The sequence below is a fragment of the Staphylococcus caprae genome, from assembly GCF_002902725.1.
In the GTDB taxonomy this organism is placed as follows: domain Bacteria; phylum Bacillota; class Bacilli; order Staphylococcales; family Staphylococcaceae; genus Staphylococcus; species Staphylococcus caprae.
This window is the reverse complement of sequence record NZ_PPRT01000093.1, coordinates 1-20,939: the sequence shown is the minus strand read 5'-3', so window position 1 is coordinate 20,939 and position 20,939 is coordinate 1. Positions and strand designations below refer to the sequence as shown.

The following is a 20,939-nucleotide window of genomic DNA, read 5'->3' as shown; positions in this document are numbered from 1 at the left end:
TAATTCTAAAGAAACTACTAATAATCAAGAACAATCTCAACCTCAAGATTCAACTAATTCTAAAGAAACTACTAATAATCAAGAACAATCTCAATCTCAAGATTCAACTAATTCTAAAGAAACTACTAATGATCAAACAAATTCTAACAATAAAGCAGACGTAGATGCTGATGCTCAAAAATCTTCTAAAGACGTAGATGCTGATGCTCAAAAATCTTCTAAAGACGTAGATGCTGATGCTCAAAAATCTTCTAAAGATGTAGATGCTGATGCTCAAAAATCTTCTAAAGACGTAGATGCTGATGCTCAAAAATCTTCTAAAGACGTAGATGCTGATGCTCAAAAATCTTCTAAAGATGTAGATGCTGATGCTCAAAAATCTTCTAATAAAGATGTAGATGCTGATGCTCAAAAATCTTCTAATAAAGATGTAGATGCTGATGCTCAAAAATCTTCTAATAAAGTAAACAAACAAAATAACGGTTTATCTAAAATGATAAATCAAAGTAAAAATGATAAAAATTACAAATTCAATAAAGATGAAACTTTAAAACAATTAAATACTTCCGGTATTGATAAAAAAGTAGGTAACTACATAAAAAATAACTGGGATGACTTATCACAAAAAGAAATTTTAAATATTTTATTAAATGCTTATAATAACGAGGAAGGTAAATTTGAAACTTTAGCGACTAATAATAAGAAAGATTTAAATAGAAAATCTACTCATTCTAGTATAAATCTAATGGCTAATAAAGCAACAACTAAGACTAAAAACTATACAGTAAAAAATGGTGATTATCTCGGAGGAATTGCAGAGAAATTCCATACAACAATTTCTAATTTACAAAAACTTAATAAGTCTATAACTAATCCTGATAACATTTATGTAGGACAAGTTATTAAAGTACCAAGTAGTTCTTCTTCAACTAAACCATCAACTGGTAAGAATGATAAGCCTTCTAAAGGAGATACTTCTTCTTCAAAACAACTAGTCACTAAATCACAATTAGCTAAATTTGGTTGGAATAAAAATGGACTTAAAGATAGCGTTGTTAAAGACTTAAATAATGCATTAAATAAATTCAAAATTAATACTCCAAAAAGAATTCAACATTTCATGGCTCAAGTTGCACAAGAGTCTATGAAGGGCTTATATCCTACTGAGATCGCAAGCGGGGATGCATACGAAGGACGCACTGATTTGGGTAACACTCATCCTGGCGATGGCAGAAAATTCAAAGGCGGCGGTTACATTCAATTAACTGGAAGAAGTAATTACACTGCATTTGCAAAAGCTATGGGGGATAATAAAATAGTTGAAAAAGGCGTTGAGTATGTAGCGAATAAATATCCTTGGTCAAGCGCTGCTTGGTTCTGGAGTACTAAAAACTTAAATTCTATCGTTGATAAAGGTGGTACTGTAACAGATGTTACTAGAGTAGTTAACGGTGGTACTAATGGATTAAATGATCGTATCGCATATTATAATCAAGCCAAAAAAATCTTCAAATAATTGAATAATTAATTATAAGGATTTTACCACCCCCTTATATGTTTGAGTTCTAATTAAACATATAAGGGGATTTTTAATATTAGTTAAAACTGATACTTATAATAAAATATAATCATCAATAAGTAATTAAAATCAACCTTAGAAACAGGTGACTTATTCTTCAAATATAAGCCTTTCTTATCAGCCAAAACAAAAAATAATCTGACAGTTCAGTTAACTACACTACTTTTTTAGTGACCTGTACTGAACCCCTAATGATGTCCTTTTATTATTTCTTCTTTAAATGAATTTAGATATACTTTCGTTGAAATCTTATCTGTAGCGATAGTTTCTTGTAAATGGTTACGAATATAATTTTCAATCTAATTTTTATTTCTACATACCTTATCCACAAAAACCTATACACTAAAAATTTCTATTACTAAATCTATTTTTTAAGTCTGCCTGTTTATTAAATCTCATAAAACTACTTTTTCTTTTTAGTATCCCGCAACTATTTCGAGTTGAATAATAAATATATATGATTTCTTAAACACCTCTGGTTCAATTGTTTCTACGTCTATCCTCATGCATAATTAACCTAGAAACATTCTAATATTTCTTTTTTCATATGCTACTTGCTTCTGTACCTCAGTGCACTGACTATGTGTTACTTATAATTCCTATTTTGTGTGCTAAATTATGCTGGATGACATTAAATAACATGTCTCATATTGATTATTTTAATTAGATGAACAATATTTATCCCAGATTTGAGAGATGCATTTTTGTCAAGTGTGAGTATTCTTTATATAATAACAGGCTAGTGAAAAATTAAACTTCTCACTAGCCTCTTCGTTTTAAAATTTATTATTTTTTTAAATGAAATTAAAAAAAGAGAGATAGTAGCAACTATCTCTCCTCCCCTTTAAAGGGGTTAGTTAAGAAAATCACTTTAAGCTAATTAATAATTAAGAAAATCATTAACCTATATTAAAGTTAACATTTAATTATGCAATTTTCAAACATGCTAAATTACATATTCCAAGCAGACATACCTTGTTGATTGTAAACTTTTTCTGCTGTATTAATTTGATCTTGAACTGTAGCTGTTGAACCCCATCCTGGCATAGTTTGGAATAAACCTGATGCACCTGATGGATTTTGTGCACTTGATTGACCATTTGACTCTCTAGCAATGATGTGTTCCCAAGTTGAAGCTGGCACGCCTGTTCTACTTGCCATTTCTTGAGCTGCACTTGAACCAGTAGAACCAGGTGTATTACCATTACCTAATCTAGTTGATGAAGTTGATTGTGATGAAGCATTATTTGAAGTTGCACCACTATTTACATGACTAGATTGATTATTAGTTGTTGGAGCTGAAACTGTTTTAACTTGGTAGTTATTAGCTTGTGAGTTGTTTGAAGTTTCAGCTTGAGTATTACTTGTTTGAGCTTGATTAGTATTTTGCGTATAAGCTTGACTGTAATTCACTGCGTGATGAGAATTAGCAGAAGCAGTTTGACCAGAATTTAAACCAGCTGCTTTGTAGCTCCATTTCCAATAAGTACCATCAGAAGTGAAATTGTAATTGAAACCTTTATAGTTGAAATGGATATTGTAAGCACCATTTTGTACTGGTTTTTTATTTAATTGTTCAGGATGATTTTGAGCTAAATCAGCTAAATGAGCGTGGTTAGTATTAGTTTCAGCTGCATTAGCCTCATGACCATGTGCTGCTGAATATCCTGTTACTCCTAATGCTACTGCTAAAGATGAAGCAATAATTGATTTTTTCATAAATAAATACCTCCGTAAATTTATTTTAGTGTATTGAAATTCTTACATATTTGCTTTAGTAACTTATTTAATTTTTGACAATTGCCACTATAACACATCGCACAAATTTGTAAATTACATGCTTTTTACATTTCATTACATTTTAAGTAATAATTGTAATGAACTATCTTTTTTTAGTACTTTAATTTCAACTGAACACTAATACGGATAGTATTTAAAAATTATTACATTAATCAATATATCTAGTATCAACTAATATACAAATCAAAACATAAATATAGGTTATTTGAATCTACGCTTTATAATGAATGTTGGCTTTTGTTTATATTGAATTTTTCCAAAATATATTAAAAAATATATAACTTAATTCGCCTTACCTTTAACAGATTGTGTATAGACATTATTAAAAATAGTATCTTTAATTATAAGCACATTCATTTTCCTTTATTTGTGTAATTAATAAGAATATTTTAATGAGGGTGAATTTATTTGTCTAAATCATAAACGACCTGGTTATTAAAGACATACCTAGGTTCAATGTCAAATAAGTAACGAAAAAGGCAATTTCTATATTATTTCAATAGAAATTGCCCTTTTTACACTAGTGTAAGACCTTTATATCTTAGACACTTGATAAAACTAATTTAATTTATTAACCAATATGAATAATTACATTCCCCAAGCTGATAAACCTTGAGCTTTATAAGCTTTATATGCAGCATTAATTTGATCATTTACTGATGCAGTTGAACCCCATCCTGGCATAGTTTGGAATAAACCTGATGCACCTGAAGCATTACGAGCACCACTTTGACCATTTGATTCTCTAGCAATGATATATTCCCAAGTAGAAGCTGAAACACCTGTACGAGCAGCCATTTGAGCAGCCGCATATGAACCAACTGAACCCGCGTTATTACCATTAGATAAAGTTACTGAACTACCATATGAACTATAATCAGTTGTTGAAGTATTGTAGCTATGGTGACTAGTAGTTGGTGCTGAAACAGCTTCAACATTAGTGTTACTTGATTGTGTATTAGAACCTACTGATTGGTTTGAACTTTCTTGGTTGTATGATTGAGTGTAGTCAGCTGACGAAGATTGAGAACCAGCTTGTTGGTAACTCCATGACCAGTTTGTACCATTAGATGTGAAGTTGTATTCGAAACCATTGTTTACGAAATGAATATCGTATGAGCCAGCTTGTACTGGTTTAGCATTTAATTGATCAGGGTGGTTTTGAGCTAAGTCAACTAAGTGAGCTTGATCAACGTTAGTAGCTTCAGAAGCGTGTGCTTCATTACCTGATAATGCATAACCTGCGATTCCTAAAGATACTGCTAATGATGATGCGATAACTGTCTTTTTCATAATATAAAATTCCTCCAGATATGTTTTTTAAATATTATAATTTTGTAAAGTTATATTCTTATGTGTTTAATTTCGTTGTGCGATATTGGAAATGTTTTTTAACTTTTGACGGTATTCACTATACCACAAAAATCTCTAAATGATATTACACGTTCCTTACAAAAAATTACAATGATTACTCACTTTTGTAATCTTGAAATATTTATGTATCGCTTTGTAACATATAATTCCTTAATAATCGTTTAAAATTTCATCGATATTTGCGGTTTTACATCAGTTTTTTAATAGGTTTGACTCAACTATTAAGTTATCTGTAATATTACAGATTTCAACTTTGTTACACTACCGTAATAATTCTATAATCTAATTTTGCTCAATTCATCTAAAAAAAGATGACTTTCAAAGAGAAAATCCTTGAAAATCATCTTGATATTTAGTCAATGATATCGATTTACAGCACTTCTTCACATCTATTAATGATCGTTTGTAGTACTTTAATACGACTTGTCTTTTTATGATCTGCTGGTATAACGTGCCATGGCGCTTCATTCATATTTGTATGCTTAATCATATCGTAACTCGCTTCTAAGTATAGATTCCATTTTTCTCTATTTCGCCAATCTTCATCTGTAATTTTCCATTGTTTATCTGGATTCTTTTCTCTATCTTTAAATCGCTTTAACTGCTCTTTTTTATCTAAACATAAGAAAAACTTGATAATTAAAGCTCCTTCATCTGTCCACATTTGTTCAAACTGATTAATTTCCTTGTAAGCCCGTTTCCATTCTGCATGTTCAGCAAATCCTTCAACTCGCTCAACAAGAACTCTTCCGTACCAACTACGATCAAATATTTCTACATGCCCTGATTTTGGCATTTCTTTTGCAAATCTCCATAAATAGTGATGATTCTTTTCAACATCAGTCGGTGCACTTATACCATGAACTTGATATCCTGTTGGATCGAGTTTCTCCCTTATACGTTTGATATTTCCACCTTTACCTGCTGCATCCATGCCCTCAAATAGTAAAATCAATGGTATTTTACGTTCATATAATGCAAATTGGAGTTCTCTCATTCGCTTTTGTAAAGTTTCATTTTGGTCTTTGTATTCTTTTTTATGAATTTTAGGTACTTCTATATCGAATAATAATGTAGAAAAGTTTTTATTAAATTTACCATCGATAACGCTTTCATGAGTTTGAAAGCTGTCTATGGCAGATTCTAATCTTTCTATTATATGTAGATACATTTTTTCGATTGCTTGCTTTCTTTCAGTATAATCAATGACCTTCCAATCATCACTATCATTTATTATTTGTCGCATTTCACTTATGTAAATGTCTTTAGGTATGACTTTCTCATACTCTTGTACTTTCCATTTCATTAATGGATTTTCTTTTGTTTGTTCAATATGTTCTTGCCGCTTTTCTTCATTGATTTCGATGAAAAATTTAATGATTTCATAATTATCTTTTTTTAACATATTTTCAAAATCATCAATTTGTCTAACCAAAACATCGTAATTCGAATATTGATTCTGTTTAATTTGATTCTCCAATACCAATCATTCCTGAGGCAATACCTGATAAAGCTGCTGTAATAAAAATAGGTACCATAATTACAGGGTATTTCACCATATTTGGCATCATCATTTTTACTCCACCAAAGAAAATAGAAAGCGGAATACCTAAGCGATTGACTTGGCTTGTTCCAATTAGAAGAACCGCTTCTGTTGCACCAATACCGATTGACGCAGAACCCGCTGCAATTCCCGATAAACCAATAGCCATTGCAATAGCTACCGTTGATAATGGTGATATGATAATAAAACTGAAGACCATCGAAATAAGCATACTCATTAGTACCGGTTGCAATTCAGTAAAGCTGTTCAGCATATTTCCTATCCCGGTTGTAATCAATCTTACATATGGTAACGTAAATACACCTATAGTGGCAGACAATCCACCAATAATTGTTGGAAAAACAATCAGTGCCATACTACCTACACGTTCTTCTACAAGCAAAATCAATAACACTGCAATTGCTGCTGTAAGCATCGTATTAATAAGGTCCCCTATACCTGCGATGACCCATGCACCGTTTTTAAATTGAGCTGCGCCACTTCCAACATACGACGCACTCGCAACGACGGCGATAGCTAAAGGTGTTAGATTAAATTTCATTGCTATAAGCGCACCAATAAGCGCTGGTACAGTAAATTGGATGGCTTGTACGACTCCTAATAAAGTTTTAAAAATAGGATGATATTGCATAAAATACTTGAAAATTTCTCCCAAAATGGCGTTTGGAACCAGTCCCGCGACAATCCCAACCGCTACCCCTGATAAAACTCTAAAAATAAAATCCTTTGGTCCGTCAATATTTCTAATCGCTGACATGACTTAAACCTCCCAATATGCTAAGTAATCAATATGTATATAAAACAGAAGTCTTGATAGGCAATGTATGAGTCAATTAAATGATTCTTTGATGCAATAAACTTAGAGGGATATCTAATAAAATTCATACACGCTTCTCAAGACTATGAATAATAGTATATCATATTTTTCTGAAAATTTAGATAATTATTTTTGGATAATTTTTACAAATTTAGAAAATACTATCTAGAAAGCGAATTATTTAATAATCTGGGTAAGTTGTAATACAATCTAGTCCGCGGAAATCTGAAATTCATCATTAATGACAATAGAAAAATCGGTCCTATTTAGTATAGAGCCGAAAATTCAAGTTAGAATAATCTAAACATATAGAAATCCCTAGTAGAGAATTCGGTCAGCCCAAAAACGCTACTAGGGATTTTGTTTTATATTGTCTTAATTTATTTATCAATTAATATTATGCTTCTTCAACGTCTTCTTCAGTTTCTGTAGGAATCTCTGTTTTACGAGATTCTTTTTTATATTTTTGATACATCAGGAATAATACGCCAATCCATACAGGTATAGAAAGAACTGCCAAACGCGTACTACTATTAATAAGTAAAATCACAAAAATGAAAGCAAAGAATACTAAAATACCATAAGCCATGTATTTACCGCCTGGCATTCTATAATTACTTTCCTTATGCAACTCTGGATTATGCTTCAAGAAACCAAGATATGCAACCATAATCACTGCCCATATTAAGATATTTAATACAGTTGAAAATGTAGTGATTTGAACGAATACTTTCGTTGCGTCTTTAAAAATTGCATTTAAAATAACTGAGATACTTAATAATCCACAAGTCACAAGAATTGCGTAGTATGGAACGCCATTTTTATTTGTCTTGTGTAAGAACGCTGGTCCCTGCTTTCTTCCTGCTAATCCAAACATTGTACGACTATTCGCAAAGATACCACTGTTACATGATGATGCAGCTGCAGTTAATACGACAAAGTTAATAATTCCTGCAGCAAATGGAATACCAATAAGTCCAAATAATTTTACATATGGACTGTCATCAGGATTTAATTTATCCCATGGTACTACTGACATAATCACAGCTAACGAACCAATGTAGAAAATTAATATTCTGAAAGGTACATTATTAATTGCTTGAGGAATCGTCGTATGTGGCTCCTTTGTCTCACCTGCTGTAATACCTATTAACTCAATTCCAATAAACGAGAATATTGCCATTTGGAATGACATGAAAAATCCAGAAGCACCATTCGGGAAGAAGCCACCTTCCTTCCAAATGTTAGTTACTGTTGCTGGACCATATTGTGTCTTCATCGCAAACACAATCATAACGATACCAATAATGATTAACGCAAAAATCGTGATGACTTTAATAATTGATAGCCAGAATTCTAACTCTCCAAATAACTTTGCACTAAATAGGTTTAAAGCAACTAAAATTAATATTGTAGCCGCAGCTGTAATCCAGTTCGGCATTTCTGGATACCAAAAGTCAACATATTTTGCTACAGCAGTCACTTCTGCCATACCAGAAATAATCCAAGTTAACCAATACGTCCAACCGACCATGAATCCTGCCATAGAACCTATATGGTGATGCGCAATATCCCCAAAAGATTTAAATCCTAAATTAGATAAAAGCAATTCTCCCATTGCTCTCATAAACATAAATAATATAAAACCAACTATAATATATGTCAGTAATATAGAAGGTCCTGCTAAATGAATTGATGCACCTGCACCTAGGAATAACCCAGTCCCAATAGCGCCTCCAATTGCAATCAATTGAATATGCCTATTACTTAATTCTCTTTGCAGCTTATCTGCCATAACTTCATTCTTCTCCATTTCGTGGAGTATATTTATGTCTGAATGTTAATGTATAATTAGATACCCCTTTTTATCTAATAAACAATTCTTCTCAAAATCAAATCATTTATTCTTGTAATTTTTATAATACCCTAAATAATTAAAAACAATCAAATACTTATGTATTCATCGAATCTCCTTCGTTGACATCTACCAATTTAGAGAAGATAATTTAATTAAGTTAAACAACACATGTTAGGTAGGTGAAAACATGGACGCTACTAAAATTGATCCTCGTATTATCAGAACTAAAAAATTACTTGTTAATGCCTTTCAAAAAGTATCAAGAGAAAAGAAATTATCTCAAGTAAGTGTTAAAGATATCACCGATGAAGCGACAGTAAATAGAGCGACATTCTATGCGCATTTTACAGATAAATATGATATTCTCGATTACACACTTTCTGTAACTATCCTTAAGGATTTAAACGATACTTTAAATATTTCAGAAGTAATTAATGAGGAAATTCTTTCTAATATATTTATTTCTATTGCCTATTATATGGTTGAAGTTCAAGATTCTTGCGAAATGAATAGTGAAGAATTCTGTAATCAAGCGCATAAACGTATCAATAATGAACTGGAGGATATTTTCACTATTATGCTTGAAAATAGTTTCCCTAGTCATGAAAGAGAGATACTGGTAAATAGCGCAAGTTTCTTAGCAGCAGGTGTTTGTGGATTAGCTAAGCATTGGCTAGAAACAAGCAAACTCACGCCAGAAACATTTATTAAGAAAAATCTTCCTTTCCTCATTCAACATATTACACAACTTTAAATTTTATTTGCTTACAACCACTACTCACACATTGTGAGTGGTTTTTTATTTTTTAATACATTTAAACAACACATATGATTAAAAGTTGCTTAAGCAACTTTTAATATGAGCATGTTGGTTGTAAAAGAACATCCATGAGCGTATATTGAATTTAAACAACAGTTGTTGCATAGATGATAACTGTTGTTTGAACCCTGGAAAATAAGGAGGATATTCATTAATGAAACTATTAGATAGAATTAATGAACTAGCAAATAAAGAAAAAGTTGAAAGTTTAAGTTTTGAAGAAAAACAAGAACAACATCAATTAAGACAAGATTATTTGAAAATGATTCGTGGCCAAGTACTTCATACATTCTCAACAATGAAAGTACTTGATCCACTTGGTCAAGATGTTACACCAGACAAAGTTTACGAATTACGTGAAGAATATGGATATGGCAATATTGAAGAATAATTTGTGGTATAAATAAAGGCGCCATGTACTAAAATAATGTACACGGCGCCACATATATTTTTAGAGTTTCTAAGATTTTAATCTGTAGAAACTCTTATGCAATAGACCTGGTCTATTGTATTCCTCTAAACAACTAAGATTTTAATCTGTAGAAATTCTAATGTAATAATTATTAACCTTAACAAACTAGAAAGTTAAATTTATGTCCGTCTGGATCAGCGAACATTGCTCCATAATAACCCTGCTTTACTCCTGGTGGATCAATAATCGTTCCCCCTGCAGACTCTACTTTCTCTACTAATTCATCCACTTCTTTATTTTCTTTAACCCCTAATGAAATCATTACTTCATTAGGATGCGCGTCAACTTCTTGATGTGATACAGATTCGAAATGATTATTTTCTATTAATATCACAATGGTTTGGCCAATCGAAATACCTACCATCTTATCTAACATGTCAGGATTTTTATTAATTTCAAATCCTAATGTTTTAAAAAATTGCTCACTACGGTCTAAATCTTTAACATTTAAATTAAACCACATTGAATGCATCATATCTTCACCTCTTAAATTTGATGATTAACAGAAAGTCTAAAAATCTACTTCGGCAATCCATTTATCGAGTGTTAAACGCGTTGGGTTGATACGTTCCATTTGTACAAAATCAATAACGTATCCTTTTTCTTCAAGCCAACTTCTCTCAGTAGTACCACTTGTAAATGCCCCTTCAATTTCTGTAGGTTTGCCTGTCACCGTCGCAAATGTTTTCACTACTTCGTTTAAAGTAAGTTCATCAGAAGCAATTTCTAATTCTTGATGATTATATGATTCTGCATCTTCGAATAATGTGGATACAATTTTAGCAATATCAATGGAAGAAATCATTGCAAATTTCACATTTGGATCAATAAACTCTGGTATTTTAATTTCTCCATTTTCTACTTTAGTGATTCTTAAGAAATTATCCATAAAGAATGAAGGTTTGATAATTGTAAAATTTAAACGTGATGCTTTGATTTTATTTTCCAATTGGGCTAAAGCTTCAAAATGCGGGCCAGTTCTATCGCGGTTCACTCCACCAGCCGTACTATAAACTACATAATTGACCCCTTGTCTTTCGGCCGTATCAATAATCATTTCACCTTGTCTTAATTCTTCTTCAACATTATCTGGAATAATCGGCTGAACACTATACAATCCATACTGACCTTGCATTGCTTGAGCCAAACTATCTTCGTTGCTTAAATCTCCCTCGAAGATTTCAAGATGCTCATTCTCAATAGACGTTAATTTTTCGTTATTTTTATTTCTTGTAAAAGCACGCACATGCCAACCATCTTCTAACAATTGTTTCACAACAGCATTACCTTGTTTACCAGTTGCTCCAATTACTAAAATACTTTTTGTCATTTTATCTCTCTCCTATTGTAAAAACCAATAATCTTCTTTTTCACCTTTTAAATAAGTATATTCTTCAGGCGTATCTCCATTTTCTTTAATATTCGAATTGATTACATCACGAATATCCCAAACGAGATGAATAAATCTTTGAAGTTGATTATCAAAGAATCCATTTGGTGCATTCATGTTCAATACCTTTTCCACTTCTTCTACTGAAATACTCATTTTATTTGCAATATCTTCCATACTTAACGTTGATTGATTGAAATGTTCTTGTAATTCTATAGCAGTGATACGTCTTTGTTCTTTATTTAATGACATGAGTCAATCACTCACTTTCGTATAATTTCATTTTTATATAGTCTCTTGTTTGATTTCGTATTTAGCATGACTTATAATAAACGGAGCGTTATCCGTTTGTCAATAATTATTAATTAAGAAGGTGAATGTATTGCGAAAAGATGCTTTAGAAAATCGTCAACGTATAGAAGAAAAAGCCATTGAGTTATTTAAAGAACATGGTGTTGATACCGTCAGCATGAATAGAATTTCTAAAGAACTAGGAATTGGTATGGGTACGCTTTATCGTCATTTTAAAGATAAAAGTGATTTGTGCTATCACATTATCGAACATGATTTTGATGAAATTATCCATCAAATGAAGCGTGTAGCCTCGACTTCTCATTCTAAAGAAGAGATTATGAAAAAATCCCTAGATGTTTTTCTTAAATTTAAATTTGAAAATAGTGATTTATTAAATTGTATTGAGGAAAGTAATACTAAGACTCAATTTCATCATAGCCAATTTTTCTCTGACTTATTCGATTTCTATTATGATTTATTTCATGACGGTCATGATGAAAGATGGGCTACATTCAAAACGGATATGCTATTAAAGTCTTTATCTACAAAGGCTTATGAAATTCAAAGAAGTAAAAGACAACTTTCAAATAACGAAATTAGAGATAACTTAATTAGACTATATTTAAATTAATCGAGGTGTTTGAAATGGATAGAGTAACGTTAATTACTGGTGGAAATAAAGGTTTAGGATATGAGGCAGCTAAAGAATTAAAAGCGAAAGGCTATAAAGTTTATATTGGATCAAGAAATGAAGAACGTGGTCAAAAAGCTTCTAAAGAATTAGGTGTTGATTACGTACAACTTGATGTTAGCGATGATGAGTCATTTCAACGAGCTTTCAAAACCCTTTCCGAAAAAGAAGGACGTGTCGATGTACTTATTAATAATGCTGGTATTTCAGGCGGATTTGCCAAAGTAGCCGACATAACTGTAGAAGACGTTGAAAAAGTTTATAACACAAATGTCTTCGGTATTGTTCGAATGATGAATACATTCATCCCATTACTAGAGCAATCACAACAGCCTGTAGTCGTTAACGTAAGTAGTGGTTTAGGTTCATTCGGTATGGTGACAAATCCTGATAAAGCTGAATCAAAAGTGAATTCCCTCGCTTATTGTTCTTCAAAATCAGCGGTGACAATGTTGACTTTACAATATTCTAAAGGTCTTCCACACATGCAAATTAATGCTGCAGCCCCAGGTTCAACTAACACTGATTTGGTTGGAGACTTCAGCAACAACTCTAAACCAGCATCAGAAGGCGTCAAACCAATTGTTGAACTCGCCACAATCGATGCTGATGGTCCAACTGGCACATTTATCGACGGTGATGGCCCAATGCCTTGGTAATTTTGTACGTGTTTGTTTCTATCTTTAATGGGAAAAACGTAGTGCATTAAATGTAAATCGCACATAATAATCAAATAAAATTAGTTTTATCGATCTCTGGAGGGATTTTAAGTGAAAAGTATTAATTTTGAAGAACATTACGTCGTTGATGACATTCAGAAAGAAACAATGAAGTATATGTCTTCAGACTCTAACGGTGTTCCAATGCAAACCATGCTAAAAGGTCTAGAACAAAAATCAGGCTTTACGAATGCAGATGATATTACAAAACATGATGAGCGTATCAAATTCATGGATGAACATGATGTTGAAATGCAAGTATTGTCATATGGTAATGGTGCACCTTCCAATTTAGAAGGTGAGCGTGCCATCGAACTATGTCAACAGGCCAATGATACATTAGCAAAATATGTTAACGAACATCCTGATAGATTTGTGGGATTTGCCACATTACCTATCAACGAACCTCAAGCAGCAGTTGAAGAATTCAAACGTTGCATTAAAGAATTAGGTTTTAAAGGTGCATTAATTATGGGACATCCTAAAAATGGCTTCCTAGATCAAGATCAATACGATGATTTATTTGCAACAGCTGAAGCATTAAATGTACCTATTTACTTACATCCTTCTCCAGTTCAAAGCGATGTCTACCAAGCTTATTATAAAGGTAATTATTCAGATGTAACTGCAGCTACATTCGCTTGTTTTGGTTACGGTTGGCATGTAGATGTGGGTATTCACGCTATACACCTCGTATTATCTGGTGTCTTTGATCGTCATCCTAACTTAAATATGATTATTGGACATTGGGGAGAATTTGTTCCATTCTTCCTTGAACGTATGGATGACATCTTATTTGCCGACCATTTAGAACACCCTATTAGTTATTATTTCAAAAATAATTTCTATATTACGCCAAGCGGAATGTTAACTAAACCACAATTTGATTTAGTCAAAGCAGAAGTCGGTGTCGATCGAATTTTATATTCAGCAGATTACCCTTACGTTGAACCTGATAAATTAGGCACATTCCTAGACGAATTAGATTTAACGGAAGAAGAAAAAGAAAAAATCAGCTATAAAAATGGTGCTAAATTATTAGGCTTAGAAAAATAAATAGACTCAAATGGAGGTTTTTCAAATGGAAACTTTAGAATTACAAGGTGCTAAATTACGTTATCATAAAATTGGTAAAGGTCCTGTACTTATTTTAATTCCAGGTGCAAATGGAACTGGTGACATTTACATGCCACTAGCTAAACAAATCCAAGATCATTTCACAGTGGTTGCAGTCGATCGTCGCGGATATGGTCAAAGCGAATTAACTGAACCGTTACCAGAAGAAGTGTCAAACCCTGACAGTCGCTATCGAGTTAAACGTGATGCTCAAGACATCGCTGAATTAGCGAAATCATTAAGTGATGAACCTGTATACGTTTTAGGTTCAAGCTCAGGTGCCATTGTAGCCATGCACGTTTTAAAAGAACATCCAGATGTTGTGAAACGCATTGCTTTCCACGAACCACCTATCAATACTTTCTTACCAAATGCTAAGTATTGGCAAGATAAAAATAAAGAAATCATCGATATTGCAGTTAATGAGGGCATGCCTCAAGCAATGAAACTTTTCGGTGAAACATTAAAAACAAGTCAACTTGACCAACAATATATGTCTAAACCTGCACAATCTGAAGATGACGCGGAAAGTAAAAAACGCTTTGAAGAAATGCTAGGTTGGTTCAAATATGAAATACGCCAATACACTGAATCTGATATTTCTATTGAGGATTTAAATCAACATAAAGATATAATTACGCTATTAAATGGTACAGACTCTAAAGGTTCTTTCCCTCAAGAAGTAAACTTCTTCATTAAAGATGAAACTGGAATTGAAATTGTTGATATTCCTGGCGGCCACTTAGGTTATATTCAGAAACCTGAAGGCTTTGCTGAAGTTTTATTAAACATTTGGGGTTAATCCGTTTTAGAAGTTTAAAAAGGAGTTTGATTCAATGTTATTTGAACGAAATAAACCTTATACCAACGAAACTTTATTGGATAAGGAAAATATTTTAGAGTTAATTCAATTTGAACGTTTCTGTAGAGACAATGCTTTATGGGATAGTATGAGAAGCTGCTTTGCAGAAGATTCTCGTGTAAATATTTCATGGTTTGATGGTACAGGTGAAGAATTTGTCACTTCTTCTGAAGAAATGAATCGCTATGCTCCACATCAAATTTATAATACGCAAATGTGGATAAATGACAATCGTGCTATCGCTATGATGCAAGCTACAATACAATTTCGAGTTGATATCAAAAATGTTGAAATGCAACTAGATTCTGACGCTAAAATCATTTATAGTCTCGAAAAAAATGAAGAAGGCATTTGGTTAATTAAAGGTTTAGGTTCCATTTATGAGAAAGATAAATTAACACCTGTGATACCAACTACTATTAATTTACCTAACTCAGACTTTGAAGGATATCGTAAAAGTTATGCTTGTTTATCCTATGCACTAAATGAACTCGGTTATGACGTTAATCATGACTTACCAGGTATTGATCGACCAGAGGACGTTAATAAATATTACGAACAGCTCGATCATTGGTTAACTCAAAATGAAGAATAAGCAATAAGACAGAAATATCATTTAGAAAAATTATTTTCACTATCCCAATCATAGAAACTACAAAGTTAAATGTAATAATTAAAAAGGGCATCCGCCTCCTTACGGTATAGAACGAGTGGCGAGATCTTGGCTCCTCGTCTCGTTCCCGTAAGAAAGCGTGATGTCCGAAACTTAAAAGGAAGTATATAGAATGAAAAAGATAGATTTACATGCACATTATATTTCTCCTGGCTTTAGTCAATTTCTTGATGATTACTTTGATGGCAAAGGTGATGGCGTGAAGACGCCCCCATTTTCACCAAAATCATATATCAATTTAATGAAAGAACAGGATATTGAATATGGTGTCTTATCCATTTCAAGTCCACACATCAGTGCTGCACCAGATGACAAAATGTTAGAACTTGCAGAGGAAGTTAACACATACGCAGCCAACATCACTCAACAATACAGCGATCAAATTGGATTCTTCGCTACTTTACCGTTACCGCTCGCAGAAGAAAGCGTCAATACAATAGACAAAGCGCTAGGTGACCAACAAGCTTTAGGCTTTACATTGCCTACCAATGCACGTGGCGTCTATTTAGGTGATGAACGCTTAGACCCAGTACTTGAAAAGTTAAATGAACGTCAAGCTACAGTTGCAATTCACCCTAACGAACCAAAACCAGCGATTAAAGCAATGAGCGAGGAAGTTCCGCCACCATTAATGGAATTTATCTTTGATACGACACGTACAATTATTTATATGAGTCAGAAAAATGTCTTTAGTAAATATCCTAATATTAAATGGATTGTCCCTCATTGCGGTGCATTACTACCTGTCATCGCTCAACGTGTGGCTATGGGTAATAAGATGTTTGGCTCTGAAAAACAACCCGACGATTTAGAACAAGTGATGAAGAACCTTTACTTTGATTTAGCTGGAAAGGTTTTACCTTATCAATTACCTACATTATTAGAAATGGTTGATCCAGATAAGATTGTCTATGGTTCTGATGCACCTTATACGACGAATCAAGTCGTCTCAATGTTAGCCAATGAAATAGAATCAACAGATTTAATTACAATTGATTCTAAAATTCATATGTTATATGACAACGGCAAAGCGTTATTAGATAAAATGAAATCTTAATTTTCTACAATAACTATCCCCACACAATAGCGAACGGTTTTACCAACGCATCTGTGTGGGGATAGTTAAATATGTTTGTAAACAAAGTAATTGAAAAGATAAGACTGTTAGTAACCCTTGCTAATTGAAAGGTTAGATATACGAAGTATTGATGGCGACACGCCTGCAGGAATAGCATGCGTCTTGAGACTACTTGTAAGTCAGTTAATTTTTAAAAAACCGGCTACGCAGTAGCTGATTGATATTGAGCTCATAAAATGCTCAACATCTAATCATCCTTGCGGGGGTGATAATACGAATTCTTAAATTCTAGAATTCTGTATCACTCCCAAGCCATGCCCGCGGCAAGGGAGCTAAGCAATACGAAGTATTGATATATTAGCCTAATCTTTAAAAGGGCTTGTCTGCAGTCTGAATTAATCTAAAATCGTGTCCATCGAGCGATTTACACTGGCCGCATACATGCCACCAAATTTAAGTAAGTGCACCATGAGTAAGTATAATCTATAAAATTCTAATCTCTTTTGAGCACCCTTCGCTAGTGGAAAATGCTTTTCATATTCATCATAAAATTCTTCCGTAAAACCACCGAAAACTGTAGTAATTCCTAAGTCAAACTCTCTATCACCATAAAGTGGTGCTGGGTCAAATAAAGCTGGACTTCCATCTGTAAGAAACATATAGTTGCCGCCCCATAAATCGCCATGCAATAAAGAAGATTTACTTTCATGGTTATCCAATTCATTCACCATTACAGTTCTCACTTGTTCATAAACGTTGTTGTCCTCTTCATTCCATAAACCCTTTCGCATGAGTTCATCTCTTAAATGGTCCATTCTTCTATCAATAAAAATTTCTTTCCATGTATCCGCCCATGTATTATCAAATGAAATATCTCCACCTTCATGTGGTAAACTAAAGCCAAATTTACCATCGGGTTGCTGTTGGCTATGCATTTTGGCAACAAGTTGCCCAAGTTCACGTTGACTTCCACGTCCACCTTCTTCAAGATAACTTAAAATAAGATAGGCATCCCCATTGATTTCACCGCTAGCAATCACACGTGGCGCCGTGACTCCAGCATTCTCAAATTCATTCAACCCAGCAATTTCAGCTGCATAGAATGACTCAGGTCTATGACGCTGAACAAGTAAAAAGAAAATGTCATCTTCAGTTGTAGTCACTTTAAACGCTTCATTAACATCTCCACCACTTACAGGCGAGATATCCTTAATTCCTTCTAAAGATAGTTCTTTTTTCCATTCTGCTTTCATGCTTTCACCTTCCTAAGAAGTTTATCGTTATTCCTTATTATATTTCCTATTCTGTAGATGATTAATCTCAACTTCAACTTTATACTTTGTAATTAAGTCAATTTTTTAACTTTCACTAATTTAACTATGAAAATATTTATTAAAATGCTAGTCTATTAAAAGAATGGATTTCAAATATATTAAGTTGGGGATAGTAAGCCTCAAATATAATGAAATAGGAGCGTTATCATGTATAAATTAGTTAAACCTTTCTTATTTAAACTAGATCCTGAGCGTGCACATGGAATGACCATTGATGCCCTCAAAACAGTGCAAAAATTTCCAATCATTTATTCAATCATGGATAAACTTTTCAATTATAGTAATCCTATACTTGCTCAAACAATCCATGGCATCAAATTCAATAATCCTATAGGACTTGCTGCTGGATTTGATAAATCTTGCGAAGTACCTAAGGCCTTAGAACATGTTGGTTTTGGCGCAATTGAATTAGGTGGTATTACACCTAAGCCTCAACCAGGTAATCCAAAGCCACGTATGTATCGTTTAGTAGAAGATAATGCATTAATTAATCGCATGGGTTTCAATAATATTGGTATGAACAAAGCGCTTAGTCATTTACGACGTCATGCCTACACTATTCCAGTTGGTATAAATGTCGGCGTGAATAAGAAGACGTCATACGAAGACCGCTATCAAGACTATATTAAAGTAATTGACACATTTAAGAATGACGTCACTTTCTTTACTGTAAATATTAGCTCTCCAAATACTGAGAATTTACAGAATTTCCATGACAAAGATGAATTTACAATGCTTTGTGAAGCTTTAACTCATTTTAAATCTGAAAATGAAATCAATGTACCTATATTCTTAAAATTAACTTCAGACATGGAATTAGAAGGTTTCAAAAACATTTTACCGTCAATTACGAAAACGTTTGACGGTGTTATCCTTGCCAATACAACGCGTCAACGTGATGGATTAACTTCAGACAATAAAACTGAAGAAGGCGGATTAAGTGGTAAGCCTTTATTTGAACGCAACTTAAAACTTGTTAAATATGCATATCAAGAGACGCAAGGTAAATTCTTAATTATTGGTACTGGAGGCATCTTTAGTTCAGAAGATGCGATTAAAATGTTAAGAAACGGTGCATCATTATTACAAATTTATTCTTCTTTAGTCATTGAAGGTCCAGGTTTAACTAAGAAAATAAATAAAGAAATTGCCCAGTATCTAACTGAAAATAACTATCATAATGTAAGTGATATTATTGGTTTAGATGCATAATTTAATAATCTGTTAGTCGTAAATTCATATTAATTATATTTAACCTTTAAAAAATTCTTTACATATATTTAAAACGTTTTATACTGTAATAAAAATATGTGTTTCATGAATTTAGGAGGCATAAAGATGAGTGACGAGAACAAAGATAAAAATGAACAAGTGAAGCAAGAGACATCGACTGAAATGCCTAATCAACATAAGGATAATGAAGATGAACGACAAGGTTTAAACGGTTATCGAAAAACAGATTTAGACTTAGAAATTGAACGCGAATTACGTGAAATGATGGAAACAGGCGAATCAGAGAAACAAACTGAGAGTAAAAAGTTTAAGATATTCTCACTTTTATCAATGATTGTTATCGCAGGTTTAGCCATATTTAGATTTATTCATAAAATGATGTAATGCTATAGAAAATCCCAAACGTAGAGAAGTAGTCTATACTAAAAAGCTCATTTCCATCTACATTTGGGATTTTTATCGTTAAAACTGTTGTAAAAATGCATTTGCTTCTTTATTAATTTGTTTAAAATCAATGCCTTGTTTCATGGCTGCAAAGACGCAACCACAATAACACTGTCTAAATATATTGTAGTCTTTACATATTTCAATAGAGCGTTCATATCCTTTATTCTTTTTGAAGTCGCTCGGCAGATATTTAACATTATAAATATTTTGAACATCCATACCTAACTCGTTAATGAGTTGCGCATTCTTTTTAGGAGAGAGCGTGATGGCACTTCCGAAATAATCGTAACCATATTTGACTGCCGCTTGCGCTACAATTTCTAAGCGCATTTCAAAGCATGCTGTACATCGTAGCCCTCCCTCAGGTTCTTCAGTAAGCCCCTTTTCTTTGGCCATTTTCATAAATTCATGTGGTTTATATTCCGCTTCAATGTATTCCACATTGGCGCCTGTCTTTTCATTAAAATCTTTTACAAATTGTTCTTGAACTTTAGCACGTCTTAAATACTCACTCTTAGGATGAATATTAGGATTAGCAAAGTAAATCGCAATATCCGCATATTGTGTAAGAAATTCCAGAGTATAAGTACTACAAGGCGCACAACAACTATGTAATAAAATTCGTGGGCGCTCCCCTTCATGTTCCCACTGAGATATCATTTTTCTCAAAACTCTATCGTAATTGATTTTCTGATTTTTCATTTTTGCCAATATTTGATCCGCTTCGATCATGACAAAACCTCCCTTTAATACGTCCGGTAAATATAGTTTGACTTTATTATATATTATCAGATGTATAAAGAGAGGCTATTTTAATA

At 32.9% G+C, this 20,939-nt stretch carries 19 protein-coding genes and 2 pseudogenes; 11 read left to right on the top strand and 10 right to left on the bottom strand.

All coding sequences use genetic code 11. From position 1 onward, the window contains the following. Positions 1-1,516: LysM peptidoglycan-binding domain-containing protein (locus CD155_RS12490; protein ID WP_103213473.1), on the top strand; the 1,516-nt coding region annotated here is incomplete at its 5' end. A gap of 1,014 nt (positions 1,517-2,530) precedes the next feature. Here CD155_RS12490 and CD155_RS12485 read toward each other — a convergent pair. The 5 genes and pseudogenes from CD155_RS12485 to CD155_RS12465 all read right to left on the bottom strand — a co-directional run bounded on the left by CD155_RS12485 (position 2,531) and on the right by CD155_RS12465 (position 8,929). Further along, a complete protein-coding gene (locus CD155_RS12485; protein WP_103213472.1) occupies positions 2,531-3,298 on the bottom strand; it encodes a transglycosylase family protein in 768 nt (255 codons plus the stop codon). A gap of 669 nt (positions 3,299-3,967) precedes the next feature. Next, positions 3,968-4,672 (bottom strand): transglycosylase SLT domain-containing protein, encoded by a 705-nt coding sequence (locus tag CD155_RS12480; protein WP_103213471.1) that lies wholly within the window; start codon positions 4,670-4,672, stop codon positions 3,968-3,970. A 451-nt stretch (positions 4,673-5,123) separates the two neighbouring features. Continuing rightward, positions 5,124-6,230, bottom strand: a pseudogene (locus CD155_RS12475) (polyphosphate kinase 2 family protein); the annotation flags it as partial. A gap of 1 nt (position 6,231) precedes the next feature. Further along, positions 6,232-7,074 (bottom strand): annotated as a pseudogene (locus CD155_RS12470) (PTS sugar transporter subunit IIC); the annotation flags it as partial. Positions 7,075-7,531: 457 nt separating this feature from the next. Then, positions 7,532-8,929, bottom strand: coding sequence for an amino acid permease (locus tag CD155_RS12465; protein WP_103213470.1), 1,398 nt, complete (start codon positions 8,927-8,929; stop codon positions 7,532-7,534). Between the two features lie 250 nt (positions 8,930-9,179). On the opposite strand from CD155_RS12465, the gene CD155_RS12460 reads away from it, so the two are divergent. Next, entirely contained in the window at positions 9,180-9,746 is a 567-nt protein-coding gene (locus tag CD155_RS12460; protein WP_002444386.1) for a TetR family transcriptional regulator, read from the top strand. 220 nt (positions 9,747-9,966) lie between these two features. Beyond that, positions 9,967-10,203 carry a DUF896 domain-containing protein gene (locus CD155_RS12455; protein WP_103213469.1) on the top strand — a complete coding sequence of 79 codons (237 nt, stop codon included), beginning with the start codon at positions 9,967-9,969 and terminating at the stop codon, positions 10,201-10,203. A gap of 178 nt (positions 10,204-10,381) precedes the next feature. On the opposite strand, the gene CD155_RS12450 is transcribed toward CD155_RS12455, so the two are convergent. Genes CD155_RS12450 through CD155_RS12440 form a run of 3 tightly spaced genes read right to left on the bottom strand, consistent with a single transcriptional unit; the run spans position 10,382 to position 11,926 of the window. Then, positions 10,382-10,759 (bottom strand): VOC family protein, encoded by a 378-nt coding sequence (locus CD155_RS12450; RefSeq protein WP_002444390.1) that lies wholly within the window; start codon positions 10,757-10,759, stop codon positions 10,382-10,384. A 36-nt stretch (positions 10,760-10,795) separates the two neighbouring features. Beyond that, a complete protein-coding gene (locus CD155_RS12445) occupies positions 10,796-11,614 on the bottom strand; it encodes an NmrA/HSCARG family protein (RefSeq protein WP_103213468.1) in 819 nt (272 codons plus the stop codon). 12 nt (positions 11,615-11,626) lie between these two features. Further along, positions 11,627-11,926, bottom strand: a complete 300-nt coding sequence (locus CD155_RS12440) for a DUF2316 family protein (protein ID WP_103213467.1) — start codon at positions 11,924-11,926, stop codon at positions 11,627-11,629. Between the two features lie 130 nt (positions 11,927-12,056). Between CD155_RS12440 and CD155_RS12435 the strand changes: the two genes are divergently transcribed. The 6 genes from CD155_RS12435 to CD155_RS12410 all read left to right on the top strand — a co-directional run bounded on the left by CD155_RS12435 (position 12,057) and on the right by CD155_RS12410 (position 17,086). After that, complete coding sequence (locus tag CD155_RS12435) at positions 12,057-12,599, top strand: TetR/AcrR family transcriptional regulator (protein WP_103213466.1); 543 nt, start codon at positions 12,057-12,059, stop codon at positions 12,597-12,599. Between the two features lie 14 nt (positions 12,600-12,613). Continuing rightward, positions 12,614-13,318 carry an SDR family NAD(P)-dependent oxidoreductase gene (locus CD155_RS12430; RefSeq protein ID WP_103213465.1) on the top strand — a complete coding sequence of 235 codons (705 nt, stop codon included), beginning with the start codon at positions 12,614-12,616 and terminating at the stop codon, positions 13,316-13,318. Positions 13,319-13,429: 111 nt separating this feature from the next. After that, the gene (locus CD155_RS12425; protein WP_103213464.1) at positions 13,430-14,434 is read left to right on the top strand and encodes an amidohydrolase family protein; all 1,005 of its coding nucleotides are present in this window, start codon (positions 13,430-13,432) and stop codon (positions 14,432-14,434) included. A gap of 25 nt (positions 14,435-14,459) precedes the next feature. Next, on the top strand, positions 14,460-15,296 hold the full coding sequence (locus CD155_RS12420; protein ID WP_103213463.1) for an alpha/beta fold hydrolase: 837 nt from the start codon (positions 14,460-14,462) through the stop codon (positions 15,294-15,296). A gap of 34 nt (positions 15,297-15,330) precedes the next feature. Next, on the top strand, positions 15,331-15,951 hold the full coding sequence (locus CD155_RS12415; protein ID WP_103213462.1) for a nuclear transport factor 2 family protein: 621 nt from the start codon (positions 15,331-15,333) through the stop codon (positions 15,949-15,951). Between the two features lie 190 nt (positions 15,952-16,141). Next, complete coding sequence (locus CD155_RS12410; protein ID WP_103213461.1) at positions 16,142-17,086, top strand: amidohydrolase family protein; 945 nt, start codon at positions 16,142-16,144, stop codon at positions 17,084-17,086. A 416-nt stretch (positions 17,087-17,502) separates the two neighbouring features. Here the strand turns inward: CD155_RS12410 and CD155_RS12405 are convergent, their stop codons facing one another. Then, on the bottom strand, positions 17,503-18,360 hold the full coding sequence (locus CD155_RS12405; protein ID WP_103213460.1) for a fructosamine kinase family protein: 858 nt from the start codon (positions 18,358-18,360) through the stop codon (positions 17,503-17,505). Between the two features lie 228 nt (positions 18,361-18,588). Between CD155_RS12405 and CD155_RS12400 the strand changes: the two genes are divergently transcribed. Next, on the top strand, positions 18,589-19,653 hold the full coding sequence (locus CD155_RS12400; RefSeq protein ID WP_103213459.1) for a quinone-dependent dihydroorotate dehydrogenase: 1,065 nt from the start codon (positions 18,589-18,591) through the stop codon (positions 19,651-19,653). 183 nt (positions 19,654-19,836) lie between these two features. Continuing rightward, a complete protein-coding gene (locus tag CD155_RS12395; RefSeq protein ID WP_256605088.1) occupies positions 19,837-20,058 on the top strand; it encodes a hypothetical protein in 222 nt (73 codons plus the stop codon). Between the two features lie 78 nt (positions 20,059-20,136). On the opposite strand, the gene CD155_RS12390 is transcribed toward CD155_RS12395, so the two are convergent. Continuing rightward, positions 20,137-20,853: an epoxyqueuosine reductase QueH gene (locus CD155_RS12390; protein WP_103213457.1), complete on the bottom strand. Its 717-nt coding sequence runs from the start codon at positions 20,851-20,853 to the stop codon at positions 20,137-20,139. Positions 20,854-20,939 lie beyond the last annotated feature (86 nt).